The organism is Winogradskyella sp. Asnod2-B02-A, assembly GCF_045063645.1.
Taxonomy (GTDB): domain Bacteria; phylum Bacteroidota; class Bacteroidia; order Flavobacteriales; family Flavobacteriaceae; genus Winogradskyella.
On record NZ_JBEFOG010000025.1, the window covers coordinates 460,563 to 480,212 of the forward strand.

Consider the following 19,650-nt stretch of genomic DNA (forward strand, 5'->3'; position numbering starts at 1 on the left):
GGAATTAATCACTTCTTAACATTCGCCTTCTGTCTTGTAAAGTATGTCGTTTTAGTATTCTAAAACTTTCACTAATGACTTCAGGATCTTTTTTCATATTCCATAGAATATCACTTGCGCGCTTACGATTTTCCTTTATATCTACTATAGGCATTGGGTAATCTTCACCAAGTTTAAAGTTATAAAAACCTTGTTCTAACTCTGTCATTAAGTAAGGCTCGTGAATAAATGCAGTATCTAATTGTGCCAATTCTGGCACCCATTTTTTAATAAAAACAGCATCAGGATCGTGCTTTAATCCATTTAAAGTAGGGTTGTAAATTCTTAGATTATTGATGCCAGTTTCACCAGCTTGCATTTGTAATTGAGGAAAATGTATGCCTGGTTCAAAGTCTAAGAATTGCTGTGATAAATGAGTGGTTGCAAACTGCCATGGTTGCCATAAGATATGTGTAAAAAAAGATGCCAACATGGCACGCATTCTAAAATTTACGTAACCTGTTTCAATTAAGCAACGCATACTAGCATCAACTAAAGGAAATCCTGTTTGGCCTTCTTTCCATGCTTTTTGATAGCTATTAGATAAGTTTTTCTTTAGCTTGTGATAGCCTTTATTGACGCTTGCATTTTCCATGGTATGTTCCATTTCAAACTTTTGAATAAAGTGGGCTTGCCAGCGTAAGCGCGAAATAAATGCACCAATATGAAGTTTGTCTTTAGTTTCTGCTTTTAAGTGTTGTGCTTTTTGAAACACTTGTCTTATAGATAAGTTTCCCCAAGCAATATATGGAGAGATTCTACTGCAACTGCTTCGTGAGGCTTCTGGTTTTGAAATATTATCCATATAAGCTTCATGCCTACTTTCTAAGAATGAATTTGCATATTTCCAACCTATCGTTGTACCTCCTTTTTGAAATTTGGTTGCTTTTGGTGTCTGTAAATCTGTAACTGAAAATAGTTTTTCTAATGCTTCTATTTCAGATATATGTAACAATTGATTTTCTTTAGGAAGAAACACTTCTAAATTACTGTTCATGTATTCTTCCCAGTTTTCAAACCAATTATCTCTGTTTACTAAACCGCGTTCAACACCATTGTTTTTTGATTCTTTCCAATCTATGAAGTTGTTTCTACAATAACGTGTAAACTCTTTGTCTCTGCTGTAGGTGACTAACAATCCGGTTTCAACATGTGAGTATATTGTATCAATTCTATAAAATTCTTGAAGTTGATTAAAAGCGCTTGTAATGTCGCTAGTAACTGCTAAAACTTTAGAATTATGCTGTAATAATTGTGCATTAATATCTTTTAAAGACTCTTTAATGAAATTAAAATGACGCTCACTGTAATGGACATCGTTTAACAATAAATGCTCAAAAACATAAATAATTAGTGTCCGTTTATCCGTTTTTAAAGCTGAGGAAATAGCTTCGTTATCCTGAAGTCTTAAATCGCGTTTTAGCCAAACCACATTGATATGTTCTCTATTAGAATTCATCCGGATTTTCTATTATAGATGTTGCACGTTCTTTGATACTATTGAGTTGACTTTTATCCATTTTATCTAATAAACTATACATCATTCCCATGCGCCTATTATCACCAAGAATGTCTCTTTTATCATCTAGAAAATTCCAATACAAACTATTAAAAGGACAAGCATTATCTGTTATTTTTTCTTTTTTATTGTAATGACATTTGTCGCAGTAGTTACTCATTTTATCAATATAACTACCTGAAGATACATAAGGTTTTGTTGCAATTTTACCACCATCTGCAAATTGACTCATACCTCTAGTGTTGGTTAATTGTACCCATTCTATAGCATCTGCATAGATCCCCAAATACCAAGCGTCTACTTCGTCGGGATGAATTTGAGTTAATAAAGCATAATTACCAGTAATCATTAAGCGCTGTATGTGATGCGCATAAGCATTGTCTAAAGAATTGTTGATGCTCTGCTTTAGGCAATTCATTTTGGTGTTACCTGTCCAGAAAAAATCTGGAAGTTTATTCGTGTTTTTTAAGTGATTTTCAGATTTGTAATTTGGCATTAATGTCCAATACATACCTCGCATATATTCTCGCCAACCAATAATTTGACGCACAAAACCTTCGACTTGAGAGATGTCTATTTCAGACTTATGGTCGTAGTAATAATCAATCACAGTGTCTATAACTTCCTTGGGACTAATCAGTTTAATATTCATAGCAAATGAAATACGCGAATGAAATAAATAAACTTGATCTGTATGCATCGCATCTTGGTAATCACCAAAACGAATTAACAAATGTTCGCAGAAATAATTGAGCTGCTCAAGAGCTTGATTTCTGTTTATAGGATAACTAAACGTCTCTGTTTTAAAGCGACCTAATGTTTTTATGTCGGCTTTCTTAATGTCTGAAACAATTTCTGAAACATCATTAATAAACCATTTATAATGTGGAATTTCGGGTTTGCCTTTCCATTTTTTTCTATTGCTTTTATCGTAATTCCATTTGCCGCCTTCAGGTTGTTTGCCTTCCATTAATACCTCATGCTTTTTACGCATGTTGCGATAAAAGTTTTCCATGAGATACGTCTTTTTGCCTTCAAAGAATGCTTTTAATTCGTATCTAGAAGTGTAAAAATGTTCGGAATCATAAGTGTTTGTTTTAATGTTTATCGACTTGCAAAATTCTGTGAGTTGTTTATCTAAGCGATACTCATCTGGAAGTTGGTATTCAAATAACCCAATAGTGTTTTCTTCAATTAATTTTGAAAGATTATCGACTAAACTTTGCGTATTGTTTTCATCTTTAATTTTGAAATAAACAACATTGTGACCAGCCGATTTAAGTTCTTTAGCGAAACTTCTCATCGCAGCAAAAAAGCCAATTACTTTTTGAATATGATGCGTTACATAATCTGTTTCTTGTCGCATTTCAAAAAGACAATAGGTAACGTTCTCATTGGTTTCTGTAAACCATGAATGTCTAGAGTTGAGTTGGTCGCCTAGTATGAGTCTTAATGTTTTCATTGATTGTAGCTTTCTACTTTTTTAATTAAAATAAACGAGGCTGTAGCCATAGGTTTCTAAATTTTCCACTGGAATCGTAACGTTCTGCTTGCAATTGAACATTGAATGTTCTGTCTCTTGGGTCATTGCCAACTCCTGCAACATACATCCAATTGCCATAATTACTATGCACGTCATAATCGAGTAGGAGTGACTCAAAATAAGCAGCACCAATGCGCCAATCGAGTTCTAAGGATTTGGCAAAATAGGATGCTACGTTCTGTCGTCCTCTGTTGCTCATCCAACCTGTATTTTTTAATTCGAGCATGTTGGCATTTACAAAATCGGATGCTGTATCTCCATTCATCCAGTTTTGAATAGAATTTTGGTCAGTTTTCCATGTGTAATTTTTTTGAAGAATCCCTTCTAATTTGAAAATTTGGTTGCTATGTTTTAATGAAATGTATTTAAAATAATCGCGCCAAATCAATTCAAAAATTAACCAATAAGTCGATTGGTTTTTAAAATGTTGGTTTTCGAAATCTTTAACTTGCCAATAAATAGTTTTTGCAGAAATACTGCCATTAGCGAGCCATGGAGAAAATTTAGAACTGTAATCTTTGCCTACCAAACCATTTCTCGTCTTTTTATAAAATCCTAGTTTTTTAGTATTGAAAAAATAATCTTGAAGACGATTTAACGCATGTGTTTCTCCTCCTTGAAATGGAAATGCAGAATTTACATGAGTATCAAAATCCTTGAAGCCTAAGTCTGTTAATGATGGAGTAGTGGTGTTATTCTTTATTTGATTGTCTTCTAAGGATTTTATTATGTTTAACTCTGGACGAATCTCAATATTGTTTTCAAGTTTTTTTCTAAAGACCGTAAACACATGTGGTGTCGCAGAAATATTAAAATTTATATCTTCAGGATGATATAAAAACTGATTATATACGGAAAGCCAATGACAGTTTTTACATTTTGATTTTACAGCATTTTCTATACGTAGTTCTTCTGATGTCCATTCCTTTTGAAGAAAAACAGTATTAATATCATAATCTATGCACAATTGAGGAATAATATCTTCTGGTTGCGCATGAAATATTAATAATTCAATATTAAGTTTATTGAGTTGTGCTTTTAAATCGGTTATAGTTTCAATTAAAAATTTGGCTCTAAATTTTTCAGTTTTCTTAAACCCAAACTTATCTATAGCAAAGTGTCTTGGATCAAAACAATACACAGCAATAACTTTGTTGCCATTTTTTTGAGCTTCAAATAAAACGGCATTATCTATGGTTCTTAAATCTTTTCTAAACCAAACTAAATTATTATTGTTTTTTGTCTTCTGCATTTTTCACTACAATATTTTACATCGTTCCAATTCTTTTCCCATTTTTTACGCCAAGAGAAAGGTCGATAGCAAGCAGGACAAATTTTTGTTGGAAGATTTGCTTTTTTTACACCTTTCATTTTTTAACCAAGGCGTTAATCATGCCATTAAATACAAAAGCATGAAACGGTAAAACCGAATACCAATACAGTCGTCCCCAAATACCTTTAGGTCTAAAAACGGCACGTTGGTGCAATTGGCCTTTTACAATTTTAAATTCTAGCCAAGCTTCACCAGGTAAACGCATTTCGGCAAAAAGTAGAAGTCTTTTTTCTTCTTTGCTAGCGTATAAAACACGCCAGAAATCTAAGGCATCACCAGCTTCTAAATAAGTTTCGCTTGTGCGTCCACGTCTTAAACCTACACCACCAAAAAGTTTATCCATATAGCCTCTTATTTTCCAGAGCCCATTAAAACTATACCAACCGTTTCGTCCACCAATACCCCAAATTTTATTTATGGTAAACTCTTCATCAGTTACAGGTCGTGTTTTTTCATCTGTAAAACAACCGTATTGCGGTAGTTCAATATGTTTGGATAATTGATCTTTAAAACGTCCGCTACTTACAGCATCTTTCCAACTAGATATTACAGCATTTTGTTCTATTTTTTGAAAAGCTAAATCCACAGCTGTTTTATAGTCCATGGGTTTTATGCCAATAATTTCATTTATTTTACTTGGTTTTCCAATGACTTCCACCTTCATACTATCTACTAAAGCTGCAGCTAATTTAAAAGATGTAGAGGTTACAAAGTATAACCAATACGAAGAGAGTTTGGGTGTTAAAACAGGAAGCGTCACGATATATCTTTTAAAGCCTCTGACTTCTGCAAATTGAAGTAGCATTTCTTTGTAAGTTAAAACCTCAGGACCAAAAATATCAAAAGAGTGGTTATATAACTCTTCTTTTCCTAAGCCACCAGCTAAAAAGTTAAGCACATCTCTAATAGCAAGTGGTTGTGTTTTTGTATTTAGCCATTTAGGTGTAATCATAAAAGGCAATTTTTCTACGATATCTCTAATGATTTCGAAAGATGCACTTCCGCTGCCAACAATAATTCCTGCCCTAAAAGTTGTTAAAGCATATTTATCAGATTGTAAAGTGTTTTCAACTTGTAATCTCGATTTTAAGTGTTTAGAAAGTGATGCATCATTTACAATGCCACTTAAATATATAACTTGTTTACAGTGCGTTGGTTCTACAAGATTTTTAAAGTTTTGAGCACATTTACGCTCTAAATCTTCAAAATCTTCAGAATCTGTAGACATGGAATGAATTAAATAATAAGCAGCATCTATGTCTTTAGGGATTTCAGCAGCTTCTGGCTCTAAAAAGTCTACTTTTATAAAAGAACACAGCGGATTGTCTTCAATTTCATCTGGAATACGATTTAAATCACGTACACAACAGATAAGCTCATGCTTATCTTCTAGCAGTTGAAGTGCTAGTCTTCTTGCAATATAGCCTGTTGTTCCTGTAATTAATATTCGCATTAGTCATTAGAATTTACAAATTGTGGTTTTGGCCTTTGGTAATCTAAACGTTTCTTTAATTCTGGAATAGCATAACCATCTAAGCCATTTATAGTGGCTACTTTTCCTTTTGATAAATTAACAAAACCATCATTTTCAATGATAGAATTATTAATATATAATTTTTCAATTTTCCCTATAACTAATATCGTGTTGTTGGCTTCAATTTTATATTCTTCAACAAATTGCATTTCCATTTGTACAGGTGAGCCTTTAACAAATGGAGCAAAAGATTCGTCTTTATAATCTTCGGTTAAATTGGTAACATCGAACTCTGAAATGTTTCCATTATATTTAGCAGAGGTATGGTGTGCATCATCTAAAATGTCGTCGTAAATATGATTTATTGTATATTTTCCGGTTGTTTTAATATTATGATACGTGTTTCGCATTACTGTTGTTGGTCTCAAAAAAAAGCCTAATAATGCAGGATTTGAACCCAAATGCGTAATAGAACTAAATACAGCGACATTACTAATACCATCTTTACTTTTGGTGCCAATTAAGTTTGCTGATTTATACCCAGAACAACTATTTATTAAGTTGATTCTGTATAAGTGATGCATTTGGTCTAAATCGTCACTGCTAAATTCTATCATTTACAAATTTTTGAAATTGTTGATTTTTACATGTTGTGCTTTTAGATCAAACATTAAATTGTACAACCCAAAAAATGTTCTGTTGATATAAATAAAGTGTTTAGAACCTCTGTTGCCATTCATATTTCTTAGTTCTGTACTTTTAGAATAGCGTTGTCCCATTTCAGTAATTTGATTGAAAAATTCAGGATCAGAAAAATCAAATGTTTCAGAGTGAAAAGGCTGTGTGAATAAACTAAGTAACTCATGAAACATGGCACTAAAGAATGTAATTTCTTCTTCAGAATCGTCTTTACGCAGAATTTCTAATTCGTATAGTTTCTTAGTAAATGCTTCAGGATTGTTGATGCAGTCTTTTTCAGCCAATTCGAAGTAAGGTTTGTAAAATTCATTAGGAATAGTCTTCATGCAACCAAAATCTAAAGCAATTAAGTTGCCCTCTTCAGAGATTAAAAAATTCCCAGGATGTGGATCTGCATGTACTTTTTTCAACTGATGAATTTGAAACATATAGAAATCCCATAAGGCTTGACCTAATTTGTTTGCTTTGTCTTGGTCTGTATTATGACCTACAAATTCTGAAAGATGTTCACCTTTCATATAATCCATAGTTATAATACGTTCCGATGAAAACGCTTCATAATACTTAGGAAACTTAAGATTAGGAATGTGTGCACAAGCTTCAGCAACTGCTTTACTTTGAGCAATTTCTAAAATATAGTTTGTTTCTTCAGTAAGTTTATTTTCAACTTCTTTAAAATATTTATCCGAGTCTTTTCCTTTAATATTAAACATTTTAATAGCAATAGGTTTTACTAAAGCTAAATCTGAAGCGATACTCTCCGCAACTCCAGGATATTGGATTTTCACAGCAAATTTTTTCCCATTCTTCTCTGCAATATGGACTTGGCCAATACTGGCAGCATTTACTGAAGTTGCGTTGAAAGTATCAAAAATATCTTCGGGATGTTTTCCGAAATATTTTTTAAATGTTTTTATGACTAGAGGTGGCGATAATGGTGGCACAGAGAATTGAGACAATGAAAATTTCTCAACGTATGCTTGTGGTAAAATGCTTTTTTCCATACTTAGCATTTGTGCCACTTTAAGCGCACTACCTTTTAGTGTTTTAAGGCTATCGTAGATGTCTTCGGCATTATTTTGGTTTAAACGTTCTTTGGCATCTTCTTTAGAATTTACCATTTTATCACCATAATACTTTAAGTAGTTAACGCCTACTTTGGCACCTGTAGAAACTAGTTTACTAGCTCTAGATATTTTTGTAATTGGAATACTATCTATCGTTTTCATCTAGTTGGAATGTATTTTTTCTTTATATATAAATTTACCAAAGTCAATAAGACTTTTTAGGGGAGTTGTATCGATTAAATCGAAGCTAGCTTGAACAGATTTTTCTATATAAATATCTGTTTTTTCAAATGATGGAGATGTATCATCAATCCAAAACTTCATCGTTACGAGTAATTGAAACCAAGCAGATTCCTTAAGGCCTCTATTCTTTATTTTTTCGAGTTTTTCTTGCTTAAGATCTATTGTTTTTATGTCTAATAGCTCGATGTAATTAGTAAAACTCTTCTTTAAATGAGAAAGGACCTTGAGCGACTTTAATTGATTTTTCTCTGTATTTAATGCATGAATGACATAACTTCTGTTCGCCGTTAATACTTCGAAAAAGGTGAAATAGAAACTCAGTAATTTGTTGCGTGCATCAAATGATTGATAATCTTCACTTTTATGAAGTACTGCTAAAGTATTATCAAAAAATATACTAAAAATAGATTGTTCTAAAGATTCAAAAGAATTAAAGAATTCATAGAATTTTGGTTCTTCAAAATTATTGTCTTTAGCAAAAGCATATACCGATTTTGGTTTATGACTGTGAGTTAAGACGTAATCCATGTAAAATGAAATGATGTCTGTTTGCGTAATGTTTTTCTTTTTTGCCATTGTAACTGATTTACAATGTAAAGATACATAATGTTTAATGATTCTTAATCAAAGTTAAACAAAATTTAACACCAATTTCTGATATGTATGTGTTTTTCTATATGGTCTTTGGTAAATAGTATTTTTTACGCAACCAAAATGCGACTCTAACCAAGAGAATTAAAGCTGGTACTTCTACTAAAGGACCAACGACACCTGCGAATGCTTGTCCGGAATTTAATCCAAAAACTGCGATAGCCACAGCAATGGCTAATTCGAAATTATTACCTGCAGCTGTAAAAGCTATTGCTGCTGTTTTATCGTAAGTGGTGCCCATGGCTTTACTAACAAAAAAGCCAATAATAAACATCAGTGTAAAGTATATTAATAATGGTACGGCAATTATGAGGACATCCATTGGTATTTCTACAATAAGTTCGCCTTTAAGAGAAAACATAACGACAATAGTAAATAATAAAGCAATTAAGGTCATTGGTGAAATGGCTGGTATAAATTTCTTAGTATACCATTCTTCACCTTTAAGTTTTACTAATATTAAACGCGAAAGGATACCGAGTAAAAAGGGAATACCTAAATATATGGCAACACTTTCTGCAATAGTAGCAATTGAAATATCTATAATAGCACCTTCAAAACCAAAATAGGGTGGAAGTACCGTAATAAATAAGTAAGCATAAAAACTATATGCAAAGACTTGAAAAATACTATTTAAAGCCACCAGTCCTGCTCCGTATTCACTACTGCCTTCTGCTAAATCGTTCCAAACTAGAACCATTGCTATACAACGTGCTAAACCAATTAGAATGAGGCCAACCATGTATTCTGGATAATCTCGTAGAAATGTAATTGCTAATACAAACATTAAAATAGGGCCTAAAACCCAATTTAGAACTAAAGAGATAGATAGAATTTTTACATCTTTAAACACTTTTGGTAATAATGCATAATTTACTTTAGCCAGTGGAGGATACATCATTAAAATAAGACCAATTGCTATGGGAATGTTAGTGGTTCCGCTACTATAAGACTCAATAAGCTCTGGCAAGGAAGGAGCAAAGTAACCAATGCCAACACCTAATACCATGGCTATAAAAATCCATAATGTTAGATAACTATCTAAAAAGCTTAATTTTTTTTTGATTGCAGTCATGGTAATTATTTTGTAATGTTTGAAAACACATATTTTAGTTCTGTAGCAATTTGAAGACTACGCACATTATACATTTCTAATTGTTGTGGCGTATTATCAAAGGCTTTTGGATCATCATATGTAATTGGAATGCGTTTATCTGCACCTGCAATAAAAGGACAGCCTTGATCTGCACTAGAACAGGTCATAATTGCTGCAAATTCAGAACTCGGATTAAATTCGTCATCAAATGTTTTTGAAAAGCCAATAATAGGATGTGCATTTTTTGAATATTTTATACTGTAAACCGGATTGCTTCCATTAGATAGTGTTTCAATCTGAAACCCTGTATTTTCAAGTGTTTTAGCTGCAACAGGAAATAATGCTGTAGCTTCGGTTCCGCCAGAATAACAAAATACATTGTTTATTTCAAAATGCGATGCTAAGGTCTGTGCCCAAACTTGAGATAAATGGCTACGACGGGAATTGTGAGTACAGATAAAGTTTAAATTAACCGCTTTGTTTTCTGTTGTTTTAAGTTGAATGTAATCGATGAGTGGTTGTAATATCGTTTTACGTTCTTCAGAAATAGAATCAATATGTAATTGATCTATTTGCGTGTTTATTGGTTGAAATATCATAGTGTTTATGTTTTAATGGTTAGCAACATCCAGAACCTGGTGCACAAGACGGTGCTTCATTTTGTAAATCTGAAAATTTAAGTTTTGGTTTCTTCTCAGGAATACCACATTTGTCCTTGGCTAAACAGTCTGTCAATTTTGAAGTCAATAAAAAACGTGTACCATCAAAGTCTAATCCATATTTTCCGATAGTGTCTCCTTGGTATTCTACTTCAATTTCTAAGTCTTCAATTTTTAAAACTTTCTCAGACAGTTCAATGATATTGAGTAATTTTTCAGGATGTAATCTGTGATCGTAATCATCTGCTTCCCAAAGTTGAAAGTTGGCAACATTTTCAGTTCTTACTGTACCACCACAATCTATAAAATGCTTTGAAATTTTACCAACTTCTGTAACATGAAAATGATTTGGGACTAAAGTGCCATTTGGTAATTGAAACGAAATGGTTTCTAATGCTTTTAATTTTGATTTAATTTCTGAGAGTTTCATAAGTCAATATTATATTTAACAACAGTTATTTTTTTCATTAATATCTTGATTAAGGAATACAGAAAGTACGGTTTTCATCTGTGACCAATTGTCTTTGTCAATACAATAACAAATGCTAGTACCTGTAATATTCCCTTTTATAAGGCCTATTTTTTTTAACTCTTTTAAATGCTGAGAAATGGTAGGTTGTGCTAAGCCAATTTCATCCACCAAATCACCACAAATACAAGAATCTATTTTAAATAAATGCTGAAGAATAGCCACTCTAGCCGGATGACCAAAAACTTTAGCGATGCTTGAAATTTCATTTTGTTCTGGCGTAAATATTTCTGATTTAGTTAAACCCATAAGTCCTTATATTATTATATTGCAATATTACGATTAAAGAAATTGTTATCCTAAATATTTTGTGTTAAGAAATCGTTATTAAGAATGTTAGTTTTCATTTTAAGGATTCCTTAACATTTATAGCTTGGCTTAAGTTGTAATTTTACCTCAGTTAAAAACAAACACTAACACTATACAAAATGAAGAAATTATTACTTTTTACATTTGCTTTAACATTAATGTTTTCGGTAGATGCACAGATTAAAACTCCACAACCAAGTCCTTTTTCAAAAGTTGAACAAGTCGTTGGTTTAACAGATGTTACTTTAGAATATTCTCGTCCAAGCATGAATGGGAGAACTATTTTTGGAGACTTAGTGCCTTATGGGAAATTATGGAGAGCAGGAGCTAATAAAAACACAATGATTACATTTAGTGATGAAGTGGTTGTTGCTGGTAATACTTTAAAAGCAGGTGCTTATGCTATTTTTATTACACCTTCTGAAAAATCTTGGGAAGTTATTTTCTATAGTGACACTAACAATTGGGGAACGCCAAAAACTATTGATGCTGCTAAAGTTGCTGCTAAAGTGAAGATTGAAACAATGCAGTTACCAATGAAAGTTGAAACGTTTACAATCACTTTTGATAATTTAACAAGTGGTTCTGCAGAATTAGGTTTTATCTGGGAGAGCACTATGGCTAATTTAAAATTTGAAGTACCAACTGCTAAAACAGTAACTGCTTCTATTGAAAAAGTAATGGCAGGACCATCAGCTAACGATTATTATGCTGCAGCGGTTTATAACTTATCTGAAGGTAAAGATTTAGAACAAGCAAAAGAATGGATGGATAAAGCAATGTCTATGACTAAAGATCCTAAGTTTTACCAATTAAGAAAACAATCATTAATTTACGCTGCGTTAGGAGATAAAAAGAAAGCGATTTCAATAGCTAAAGAATCTTTAGCCAAATCAGAAAAAGAGGGTAATGAAGACTACATTAAAATGAATAAAGATTCTCTAAAAGAATGGGGAGCTAAATAAAACATAACTATCAGTTTTTTAAGAGTCTGATAATAATAAAAAAAAGCGCAACTCATTGAGTTGCGCTTTTTTTATGGATAAGCATTTTGTATTGAGAAATTGGTTTGATAAGCCAAAAGAAAATAAAAGTTACAATTTATAGTTTTAAGAATAATCTAAACCAATTAATGCTCTTATGCTATCTAAAGTAGTTATAAGTTGTTTACTTCTTTCAAAAGTCATCAAATCACTTTCCGTTTTACCATCTCTAATTAATTGGTTAAAATGTTTAATCTCGTAACTGTAACCAAAGGTAGTAGTATCGAAGGTTTTTAATTTTGAATGCCCATTTTTATCAATGAGACTAACGGTAGATGGTTCATGAAATCGACCGTTGATTTTAATCGTTCCATGTTCGCAAGTGAAAATGGCTTCGGTTTTTGTTTCCTGTAATAATGTACTTTTTAAAATTGCTTTTGTAGTATCATATTGAAAGATAATGTTGCATTCTGAATCTGCTCCAGAATCGAAAAATTCAGCTTTAGCTTCAATGGAATTTGGTTTTCCTAATGTTGAAAGAGCAGCAAAAACAGGGTAAATACCAATATCCAATAAACTTCCGCCACCAACAGATTTATCGAATACTCTTGAGTTTTTATCATATTCTGGATGGAAACCAAAATCAGCTTCGAGTTGAATAACCTCACCAAAGTGTTTGTTTTTCAATAGGTTTTGTACGTAGATAAAATGTGGTAGAAAATTAGTCCACAAGGCTTCCATTAAAAGGGTGTCTTTTTCTTTTGAAAGTTGAATCATGTCTTCAACTTCCTGAAGATTCATTGCAAACGGTTTTTCGCATAACACAGCTTTATTATGGTTTAAACATAATATTGTATGTGCCTTATGAAAACTGTGAGGTGTGGCGATATAGATGGCATCAATGTTAGAGTCTAAGACTAAATCTTCATAACTTCCATAGGCTATATCTACATTAAATTCTTTTCTGAAAACGGTAGCTTTTTCAAGATTTCTAGAAGCAATGGCATAGAGATTTGAATTTGGAACTGTATTTAAATCTGTTGCAAATTTCGATGCAATTTTACCTGCTCCAATAATGCCCCAATTTATAGAATTAGATGCCAACTTGCGATTTTTTAGGTAGAGTGAATTGCAGTAGATTTGCGATGCAAATAACAACAACACAACCAAATAAGTTAAGCCATAAGTAAGGCATCCAATCATACCACCAGCCAATAACTACAATGGCTTGTGTAATTAGAGCTCCAATAAAAACGGCATTGCCTTTTATGTATTTAAAGAAGAAAGCAAGTAGAAAGATACCTAGAACATTACCGTAGAAAATAGAGCCAATAATATTAACTAGCTGAATTAAATTCTCTGCAAGATCTGCAAAGCAAGCAATAATTATAGCAACAATTCCCCAACCAAATGTAAACCATTTGGTCATTTTTACCATATGGTCTTCACCTTTATCTTCTTTTAAATTTCTTCCATATAAATCGATAGAAGTTATTGTTGCGAGCGCATTAATTTCAGATGCTGTAGAAGACATTGCAGCAGATAGAATAACAGCAAGCAATAAACCTATAAGTCCTGTTGGTAAATTGTTTAAAATAAACCGAATAAACATATAGTCTCTATCATTGGTCTGTGTGTCTTTTGCAGCGTCTTTATAAAGTGCTGATAGTGCTGTTGATTTTTCGAGATAAGCTTCGTTTTCAGAATTAGATTTTAGTAATTCTACTTCTTTTTGAAGCGCATAATAATCTGCACTATATTCTGGGTCAACCGCTTTTTTAATTAAGAATTTTGATTCTAATCGATAGGTTTTTTCAATACTATCTAATGCGAAAAGTTGTTGTTTTGTAGTTGCGTTTTCGTTTTTAGAGTATTCTAAGCTTAACTTTTGTTTTTTAGAAAAAAGCGCATTTTGTTTATTTTGAAGTGTTTTATAGTCATCTCCATATTCTGAGGCTAAAACAGTCTGAGTTGAAGCATCTATAAAATTTAATGGAGATGGATTAAATTGATAAAACACAAATACCATTACACCAACTAGCAAAATAAAAAATTGCATTGGTACTTTTAATAAACCATTAAAGAGTAATCCCATTTGCATTTCTTTCATGGATTTCCCAGAAAGGTAACGTTGTACTTGGCTTTGGTCTGTACCAAAATAGGAGAGCATTAAAAAGGTTCCGCCAATAAGACCTGTCCAAACCGTATATCTATTTTCTAAATCGAATGAAAAATCTAATACTTGCATTTTGCCTGTAGCACCAGCAATATCAATAGCATCTATAAAAGAGACTTCTTCAGGAATTAAATTAATAATTATAAATAATGCTGTAAGCATACCAGCGAAAATGACAAACATTTGCTGTTTTTGAGTTACGGTTACTGCTTTGGTACCTCCAGAAACAGTGTAGATAATAACTAATACACCAATAACGATATTAAGGGTAACGATGTTCCAGCCGAGAACAACAGAAAGAATAATTGCAGGAGCAAAAATGGTAATTCCTGCGGCTAGTCCACGTTGAATTAAAAATAATATGGCTGTGAGGCTTCTGGTTTTTAGGTCGAATCGATTTTCTAAAAACTCATAGGCTGTATAGACTTTAAGCCGATGATAAAGAGGAATAAATACCAGGCAAATAATAACCATGGCAATTGGAAGTCCAAAATAAAATTGAACAAATCCCATGCCATCGGAAAAGGCTTGGCCTGTTGTAGAAAGGAAGGTGATTGCACTGGCTTGTGTCGCCATTACAGATAGACCAATAGTCCACCATTTAGAAGAGTTTCCTCCTTTTATGTAATCTTGTGCATTTTTTTGACCTCTAGTTTTCCAGGTACCATAGCCAACAATCGTGGCTAAGGTCGCTATTAAAACCGTCCAGTCAATCCAATCTAAAGTTTGAGGCATGCTATGCGAATGAAGCCGTTATAAAATAGAATAAAACAATATAAAGTGCATTAGCAATTAAAACTGCTGTGTACATTTTACTCCATTTTTGTTTTGGCTGTGGTTGGTTGTCGTTGTGCATGGTTTTAGTTTTTAGTTAGTTGTTAGGGGTTTAGCATTTTTTTTAGCCATAAAATATCAATTTTTAAATGACGGTTTATCGGCTTTTTCTGCGGATAGTAAGTTAGCAAAAATTCTGTAAGCACCTGAGACTCCTGCAGGAAATTCTCGAAAAAAACTTAATCCGGTATAAATATAGTTGCCTTTTCCATATTTTGCGACTAGCAAAGATCCTTTTTTTGAGCTTTCACCTTTATCGCTTGAGGCGAGTAATGGCGTAAATTCTTTAGACCATTTGTCTGGGAAATACAAGCCTCTTTCTTGAACCCAACCTTCAAAATCTTTATCTGTAATTTTATTTGGAAAATTTAAAATCGGATGATTTGGTTCTAAAATTTTAACGGTTGCATTTTCGTCTGTAACTCTGTCTCTTGACAATTGTAAATTGAATGGTGCTAATTGATCTACTTTAATACCTCTATTGGTATTGTATTGTACAATTAGGTTACCACCTTCCTTAACATAATCTAACAAGAATTTTTGCTTAAATTTTAACTCTTCAACAATATTATAAGCTCTAATACCCATAACTATGGCATCAAAATTAGAAAGATTTTCTGGTGAAATTTGCTCAGGTTTTATTGAGGTAACTGTATAACCAATTTGTCTTAAGCTTTCTGGTACAACGTCTCCAGCTCCTTCAATATAACCGATATTATTACCTCGTTTTTCAATATTTAAGCGTACCACTTTACTTTCGCTTGGCATTAAGACTGTTTGAAACGGAATATGCGCATAATCGATTTCTATGAGTTCATCAGTATAAAATTCTCCATTTACATTAACCATGGGAGTAATTAAACCTTCACTTTGATTTTTTGGTGGTATAATTGTAAATATTACTTTTTGAATATCTCCTTTATTTATAATTTCTATTTTTTGCTTTTCAGGAAAAACCTCCCAACCTTGAGGATAAGCCATTTGTACATAACCATTAATATTGTCTTTACCTGCTTTTACTGTGACTTCAATTTCTTTTTGTTGATCATTTTCAAAGATGAAAACTTTATCACTAATACTTGCTGAAACAATTGGTATAATCTCAAAGGGTCTGTACAATTCACCTTTATCTGGTTTAGAATAACGATAGACTACCGGTTTTTTAATACTTATTGGTGTACCATCTATTAATAAATTAAAATCTACAAATACAGCTCTTGGAGTTTCTGGTAACCCAATTAAATTTTGGTCTTTTACATTATACATCCCTAAAGTACTTTTTTTGTTTAACCAATAAGGCGTTGTATAAGTACTGTTATCTGCAATGGTTATGGTTTCTTCAAAATTTAATTTTTGATTTGAAGATAAAATCATTTTTTTAGAAATACCGTTAGATAGAGTTGATAAGTTATAAGACACTAAATTGATATTGGCTGTACTACGGTTTAAAACTTCCATATCTAAAATGACTAGAGAATTGGGAGCTGCATTTGGACTTTTAGCAGAAACTTCAAGATACAAACCAGTACAAGCTTCAATAATAGTTTTTAGCTCTTTTGTTTTTACCGTTTTCCAATGTTTATCTTTTATATTTTGAAGCAATTTGTATGCCTCCAAAAGTTGTGGTAAATGTGTTTCTGGATTTTTAAAATCAAAATTGTTTTCAACGTCTTTTAATATAGTCTCTATAGCTTTACCACCTTCTATGCGGTTCCAAGTTACATCGATGCCTGAGAAAACATCTTTATTTTCTCCTATTGGGTCTCCTTTTAAAAACTCTATATATTCTTGTTGAGAACCACGTTGAGACAAACGTCCAAAACCTTGGCACAAATGCTGACTACTCGCTAAAGCAGCAACTTCATTGTTAGACATGCCTTTACTAGGATAATATACACCAATATCAAAATTGAGCATATTGCTCTTATCTATTTTATCAAACTTTTCTTGGCTACCATATCTCCACCAAGAAGTGTTATAGAACAAACGTTTTGGTTGCCAAGTTTCAGTTAATTCTAATTGCGAAGAATATTTTGATGGGTCATTAGCTAAATCAAAAGCTTCTAGACTTAAAATGGCTGAAGCTGTATGGTGTCCATGAGTTTTGCCTGCTCTTCTATGGTCAAAACGGTTAATAATCACATCTGGTTTAAACTCACGTATTGCCCAAACAACGTCTGCAAGAACTTCGTTTTTATTCCATATTTCTAGTGTTTCATCTGGATGTTTAGAGTATCCAAAATCATTGGCTCTTGAGAAACGTTGTTCTCCACCATCTACACGTCTTGCAGCTAATAATTCTTGAGTTCTAATAACACCCAAAAGTTCTCTGATTTCTGGCCCAATAAGGTTCTGTCCTCCATCTCCTCGAGTTAATGATAAATATGCTGTGCGTGCTTTAACTTCGTTAGACATGTATGAAATGAGTCTTGTGTTCTCATCATCTGGATGTGCCGCAATATAAAGTACTGAGCCAAGAACGTTAAGTTTTTGGACAGCTTCGTAAATTTCTGAAGAATTATAGGTTTTTGGTTGTTGTGCTTGTAAAGAAAAAAATGTGCTTACTAGAAGCAATAGACAAAGCCTAAGTTGGTGCATGAGGTTGTTAGTTTGTTACTTTTCAAATATAGGAAAGTTAGAAACTTATTGCCTTTTTTTAGGTTTTGTTTAACGGTTTATTGAATGCTATCGTTTTCTAATTCGTACAAATCCTTTTTTGTAAACTGCCTAAATGAAAATTTATAACCTTCATAAGCCGCAATGGCATAGAAAATTAAGTCCATAGGACCTGCTACTTCAGACATAATATTAAATGTTTGAGAAAAATCGAACAGCAATAATGTTTCAAAATAACCTAATTGTTCATTATTAGCAATAAAGCCAATAATGCTTAAAACATCTCCAAATACACAACTCAAAATAGCTAAAATGGCTCCACAGATTCCAAATATAGGATCTAATCCTTTTCCAAAATGACGCATTCCTAAACCTACAACGGCACCAATGGCAATGGCAATTAATCCTATTTTCATGTTTGTAGCTACCGTGAATGCTGCCCAACCAATGGCAGCTAAAACTCCGATAAAAATACCAGCAAAAATGGCTGCTGGTAGGCTTTGTTCTGATTTAAGTTTTTCGAGTGTTTGGTTAGAAATTTGACTTGTAATTTCTGCTCCTTCTAATTCAATGTCGTCATTAATTTGTGCAACGGCTGCATTGTCTAAACTGAATGATTCGCATTCACCTTCAAAATCTGCAATGTTATTAGTTAATTTACAAATAATCCCGACTTTTAAATCCATGTCGCGATTAGTACATGTTTTACAAAATTTGAGGTGTTCTTGCCTAGTCATATAAGAGTTTTACTTGTTTCTAAGCAATTATAGTAATTTATAACCACTTTTTTCTCTTAAAATAGAATAACAATGCAATAAACATAAGAAGCATAACACCTAAAAGCACAAAATAACCATAACGGAATTTTAATTCTGGTATAAATTCAAAGTTCATTCCATAGATACCAGCAAGAAAGGTTAGTGGTATGAAAATTGTTGAAATAATAGTGAGTACCTTCATCACTTCGTTCATCTTATTGCTAATGGTTGTCATATACATATCCATTAAACTCCAGATCATTTCACGATAAATATCAATATTTTCAGATACTTGAATCAAGTGGTCGTAAATATCTCTATAATAGGTTATTGTACGCTTGTAAATTAACTCGTGCTCTCCTTTTTCAATTCTATTTATAATTTCTCTTAGCGGAAAAATAGCACGACGAACTTTTAATATTTCGCGCTTAAGTTGTTGTACTTCAATATTAATATTGTCTTTGGTATGACCTTCAAATAAGTCTGTTTCTAAATCTTCAATCTTATTACCTAATGTTTCAATTATGCTAAAGTAGTTATCTACTACAGCATCAATTAAGGCATATAACAAATAATCGGATTTTAGACCTCTAATGCGTCCATTTCCTAAACGAATACGTTCTCTAACGGTATTAAATACATCACCTTCAGACTCTTGAAAAGACAATACATAATTCTTTCCTAACACTAAACTCACTTGCTCAATAACAATATTTTCGTCTTTATCGTAATAGAGCATTTTTAATACAATAAAAAGGTAATCATCGTATTCATCGATTTTAGGACGTTGTCCTATATTAACAATATCTTCTAATACTAAAGGGTGTAGCTCATATTGTTTTCCAATATTCTCAATTTCATTAATTGAGTTTAGACCATCAATATTAATCCAGCTGATTGATTCGGTGTCTTTAAAAGATTTGGCATCTTCAATATTGGTTAGTATGCTTTCTCTAATGGTATCTTTAGTGTAATCAAAAAATTCTATATGAAGGTTTTTATCAGATTTTTTACCTGTGTATATTAATGTGCCAGGTGCTTGACCAACATGTTTTTTGTAATTTTCTGTTCTTTTTTTTGCTTTACGTTTTAACACCATGTATTGTTAGAGTTTTTAAATAT

General features: G+C 32.4%; 18 protein-coding genes. 1 reads left to right on the forward strand and 17 read right to left on the reverse strand.

What is annotated here, in order from left to right; all coding sequences use genetic code 11:
• Positions 1 to 4 precede the first annotated feature (4 nt).
• From ACJJVO_RS03030 to ACJJVO_RS03085, 12 genes are all read right to left on the reverse strand, one after another.
• Positions 5 to 1,498 carry a deoxyribodipyrimidine photo-lyase/cryptochrome family protein gene (locus tag ACJJVO_RS03030; protein WP_405570273.1) on the reverse strand — a complete coding sequence of 498 codons (1,494 nt, stop codon included), beginning with the start codon at positions 1,496 to 1,498 and terminating at the stop codon, positions 5 to 7.
• Positions 1,488 to 3,020 carry a cryptochrome/photolyase family protein gene (locus ACJJVO_RS03035; RefSeq protein ID WP_405570276.1) on the reverse strand — a complete coding sequence of 511 codons (1,533 nt, stop codon included), beginning with the start codon at positions 3,018 to 3,020 and terminating at the stop codon, positions 1,488 to 1,490. Before ACJJVO_RS03035 ends, ACJJVO_RS03030 begins: the two co-directional genes overlap by 11 nt.
• A 25-nt stretch (positions 3,021 to 3,045) precedes the next feature.
• Positions 3,046 to 4,353 (reverse strand): DASH family cryptochrome, encoded by a 1,308-nt coding sequence (locus ACJJVO_RS03040; protein ID WP_405570277.1) that lies wholly within the window; start codon positions 4,351 to 4,353, stop codon positions 3,046 to 3,048.
• Complete coding sequence (locus tag ACJJVO_RS03045; RefSeq protein ID WP_405570280.1) at positions 4,323 to 4,472, reverse strand: DUF2256 domain-containing protein; 150 nt, start codon at positions 4,470 to 4,472, stop codon at positions 4,323 to 4,325. The genes ACJJVO_RS03040 and ACJJVO_RS03045 overlap by 31 nt, the downstream gene beginning before the upstream one ends.
• Positions 4,469 to 5,887: an SDR family oxidoreductase gene (locus ACJJVO_RS03050; RefSeq protein ID WP_405570282.1), complete on the reverse strand. Its 1,419-nt coding sequence runs from the start codon at positions 5,885 to 5,887 to the stop codon at positions 4,469 to 4,471. The genes ACJJVO_RS03045 and ACJJVO_RS03050 overlap by 4 nt, the downstream gene beginning before the upstream one ends.
• The gene (locus tag ACJJVO_RS03055; RefSeq protein ID WP_405570285.1) at positions 5,887 to 6,525 is read right to left on the reverse strand and encodes a flavin reductase family protein; all 639 of its coding nucleotides are present in this window, start codon (positions 6,523 to 6,525) and stop codon (positions 5,887 to 5,889) included. Before ACJJVO_RS03055 ends, ACJJVO_RS03050 begins: the two co-directional genes overlap by 1 nt.
• A complete protein-coding gene (locus tag ACJJVO_RS03060) occupies positions 6,526 to 7,836 on the reverse strand; it encodes an ABC1 kinase family protein (RefSeq protein WP_405570287.1) in 1,311 nt (436 codons plus the stop codon). It abuts the gene before it with no gap.
• Complete coding sequence (locus ACJJVO_RS03065; protein ID WP_405570290.1) at positions 7,837 to 8,493, reverse strand: TetR family transcriptional regulator C-terminal domain-containing protein; 657 nt, start codon at positions 8,491 to 8,493, stop codon at positions 7,837 to 7,839.
• A gap of 97 nt (positions 8,494 to 8,590) precedes the next feature.
• A complete protein-coding gene (arsB, locus tag ACJJVO_RS03070) occupies positions 8,591 to 9,643 on the reverse strand; it encodes an ACR3 family arsenite efflux transporter (protein ID WP_405570292.1) in 1,053 nt (350 codons plus the stop codon).
• A 5-nt stretch (positions 9,644 to 9,648) separates the two neighbouring features.
• Positions 9,649 to 10,263: a low molecular weight phosphatase family protein gene (locus tag ACJJVO_RS03075; RefSeq protein ID WP_405570295.1), complete on the reverse strand. Its 615-nt coding sequence runs from the start codon at positions 10,261 to 10,263 to the stop codon at positions 9,649 to 9,651.
• A 19-nt stretch (positions 10,264 to 10,282) separates the two neighbouring features.
• A complete protein-coding gene (locus ACJJVO_RS03080; protein WP_405570298.1) occupies positions 10,283 to 10,753 on the reverse strand; it encodes a DUF6428 family protein in 471 nt (156 codons plus the stop codon).
• A 15-nt stretch (positions 10,754 to 10,768) separates the two neighbouring features.
• Positions 10,769 to 11,101 (reverse strand): ArsR/SmtB family transcription factor, encoded by a 333-nt coding sequence (locus tag ACJJVO_RS03085; RefSeq protein ID WP_405570300.1) that lies wholly within the window; start codon positions 11,099 to 11,101, stop codon positions 10,769 to 10,771.
• Between the two features lie 179 nt (positions 11,102 to 11,280).
• On the opposite strand from ACJJVO_RS03085, the gene ACJJVO_RS03090 reads away from it, so the two are divergent.
• Positions 11,281 to 12,126 (forward strand): DUF2911 domain-containing protein, encoded by an 846-nt coding sequence (locus tag ACJJVO_RS03090; protein WP_405570303.1) that lies wholly within the window; start codon positions 11,281 to 11,283, stop codon positions 12,124 to 12,126.
• Between the two features lie 144 nt (positions 12,127 to 12,270).
• Here the strand turns inward: ACJJVO_RS03090 and ACJJVO_RS03095 are convergent, their stop codons facing one another.
• From ACJJVO_RS03095 to corA, 5 genes are all read right to left on the reverse strand, one after another.
• Complete coding sequence (locus ACJJVO_RS03095) at positions 12,271 to 13,248, reverse strand: Gfo/Idh/MocA family protein (protein WP_405570306.1); 978 nt, start codon at positions 13,246 to 13,248, stop codon at positions 12,271 to 12,273.
• Positions 13,238 to 15,055 (reverse strand): sodium:solute symporter, encoded by a 1,818-nt coding sequence (locus ACJJVO_RS03100; RefSeq protein WP_405570311.1) that lies wholly within the window; start codon positions 15,053 to 15,055, stop codon positions 13,238 to 13,240. Before ACJJVO_RS03100 ends, ACJJVO_RS03095 begins: the two co-directional genes overlap by 11 nt.
• A 177-nt stretch (positions 15,056 to 15,232) precedes the next feature.
• Positions 15,233 to 17,752 (reverse strand): PIG-L family deacetylase, encoded by a 2,520-nt coding sequence (locus ACJJVO_RS03105; protein WP_405570315.1) that lies wholly within the window; start codon positions 17,750 to 17,752, stop codon positions 15,233 to 15,235.
• A 77-nt stretch (positions 17,753 to 17,829) separates the two neighbouring features.
• On the reverse strand, positions 17,830 to 18,456 hold the full coding sequence (locus ACJJVO_RS03110; protein WP_405570317.1) for a hypothetical protein: 627 nt from the start codon (positions 18,454 to 18,456) through the stop codon (positions 17,830 to 17,832).
• A gap of 88 nt (positions 18,457 to 18,544) precedes the next feature.
• Positions 18,545 to 19,627, reverse strand: coding sequence for a magnesium/cobalt transporter CorA (corA, locus tag ACJJVO_RS03115; protein ID WP_405570319.1), 1,083 nt, complete (start codon positions 19,625 to 19,627; stop codon positions 18,545 to 18,547).
• Between the last annotated feature and the right edge of the window lie 23 nt (positions 19,628 to 19,650).

Bases quoted from the DNA above. Each gene is read 5' to 3' on its own strand.
- ACJJVO_RS03035 (WP_405570276.1), bottom strand. From the start codon at position 3,020: ATGAAAACATTAAGACTCATACTAGGCGACCAACTCAACTCTAGACAT.
- ACJJVO_RS03100 (WP_405570311.1), bottom strand. From the start codon at position 15,055: ATGCCTCAAACTTTAGATTGGATTGACTGGACGGTTTTAATAGCGACC.
- arsB (WP_405570292.1), bottom strand. From the start codon at position 9,643: ATGACTGCAATCAAAAAAAAATTAAGCTTTTTAGATAGTTATCTAACA.
- ACJJVO_RS03085 (WP_405570300.1), bottom strand. From the start codon at position 11,101: ATGGGTTTAACTAAATCAGAAATATTTACGCCAGAACAAAATGAAATT.
- ACJJVO_RS03110 (WP_405570317.1), bottom strand. From the start codon at position 18,456: ATGGATTTAAAAGTCGGGATTATTTGTAAATTAACTAATAACATTGCA.
- ACJJVO_RS03090 (WP_405570303.1), top strand. From the start codon at position 11,281: ATGAAGAAATTATTACTTTTTACATTTGCTTTAACATTAATGTTTTCG.
- ACJJVO_RS03050 (WP_405570282.1), bottom strand. From the start codon at position 5,887: ATGCGAATATTAATTACAGGAACAACAGGCTATATTGCAAGAAGACTA.
- ACJJVO_RS03065 (WP_405570290.1), bottom strand. From the start codon at position 8,493: ATGGCAAAAAAGAAAAACATTACGCAAACAGACATCATTTCATTTTAC.
- ACJJVO_RS03080 (WP_405570298.1), bottom strand. From the start codon at position 10,753: ATGAAACTCTCAGAAATTAAATCAAAATTAAAAGCATTAGAAACCATT.
- ACJJVO_RS03105 (WP_405570315.1), bottom strand. From the start codon at position 17,752: ATGCACCAACTTAGGCTTTGTCTATTGCTTCTAGTAAGCACATTTTTT.
- ACJJVO_RS03075 (WP_405570295.1), bottom strand. From the start codon at position 10,263: ATGATATTTCAACCAATAAACACGCAAATAGATCAATTACATATTGAT.
- ACJJVO_RS03055 (WP_405570285.1), bottom strand. From the start codon at position 6,525: ATGATAGAATTTAGCAGTGACGATTTAGACCAAATGCATCACTTATAC.
- ACJJVO_RS03045 (WP_405570280.1), bottom strand. From the start codon at position 4,472: ATGAAAGGTGTAAAAAAAGCAAATCTTCCAACAAAAATTTGTCCTGCT.
- ACJJVO_RS03060 (WP_405570287.1), bottom strand. From the start codon at position 7,836: ATGAAAACGATAGATAGTATTCCAATTACAAAAATATCTAGAGCTAGT.
- ACJJVO_RS03030 (WP_405570273.1), bottom strand. From the start codon at position 1,498: ATGAATTCTAATAGAGAACATATCAATGTGGTTTGGCTAAAACGCGAT.
- ACJJVO_RS03040 (WP_405570277.1), bottom strand. From the start codon at position 4,353: ATGCAGAAGACAAAAAACAATAATAATTTAGTTTGGTTTAGAAAAGAT.
- corA (WP_405570319.1), bottom strand. From the start codon at position 19,627: ATGGTGTTAAAACGTAAAGCAAAAAAAAGAACAGAAAATTACAAAAAA.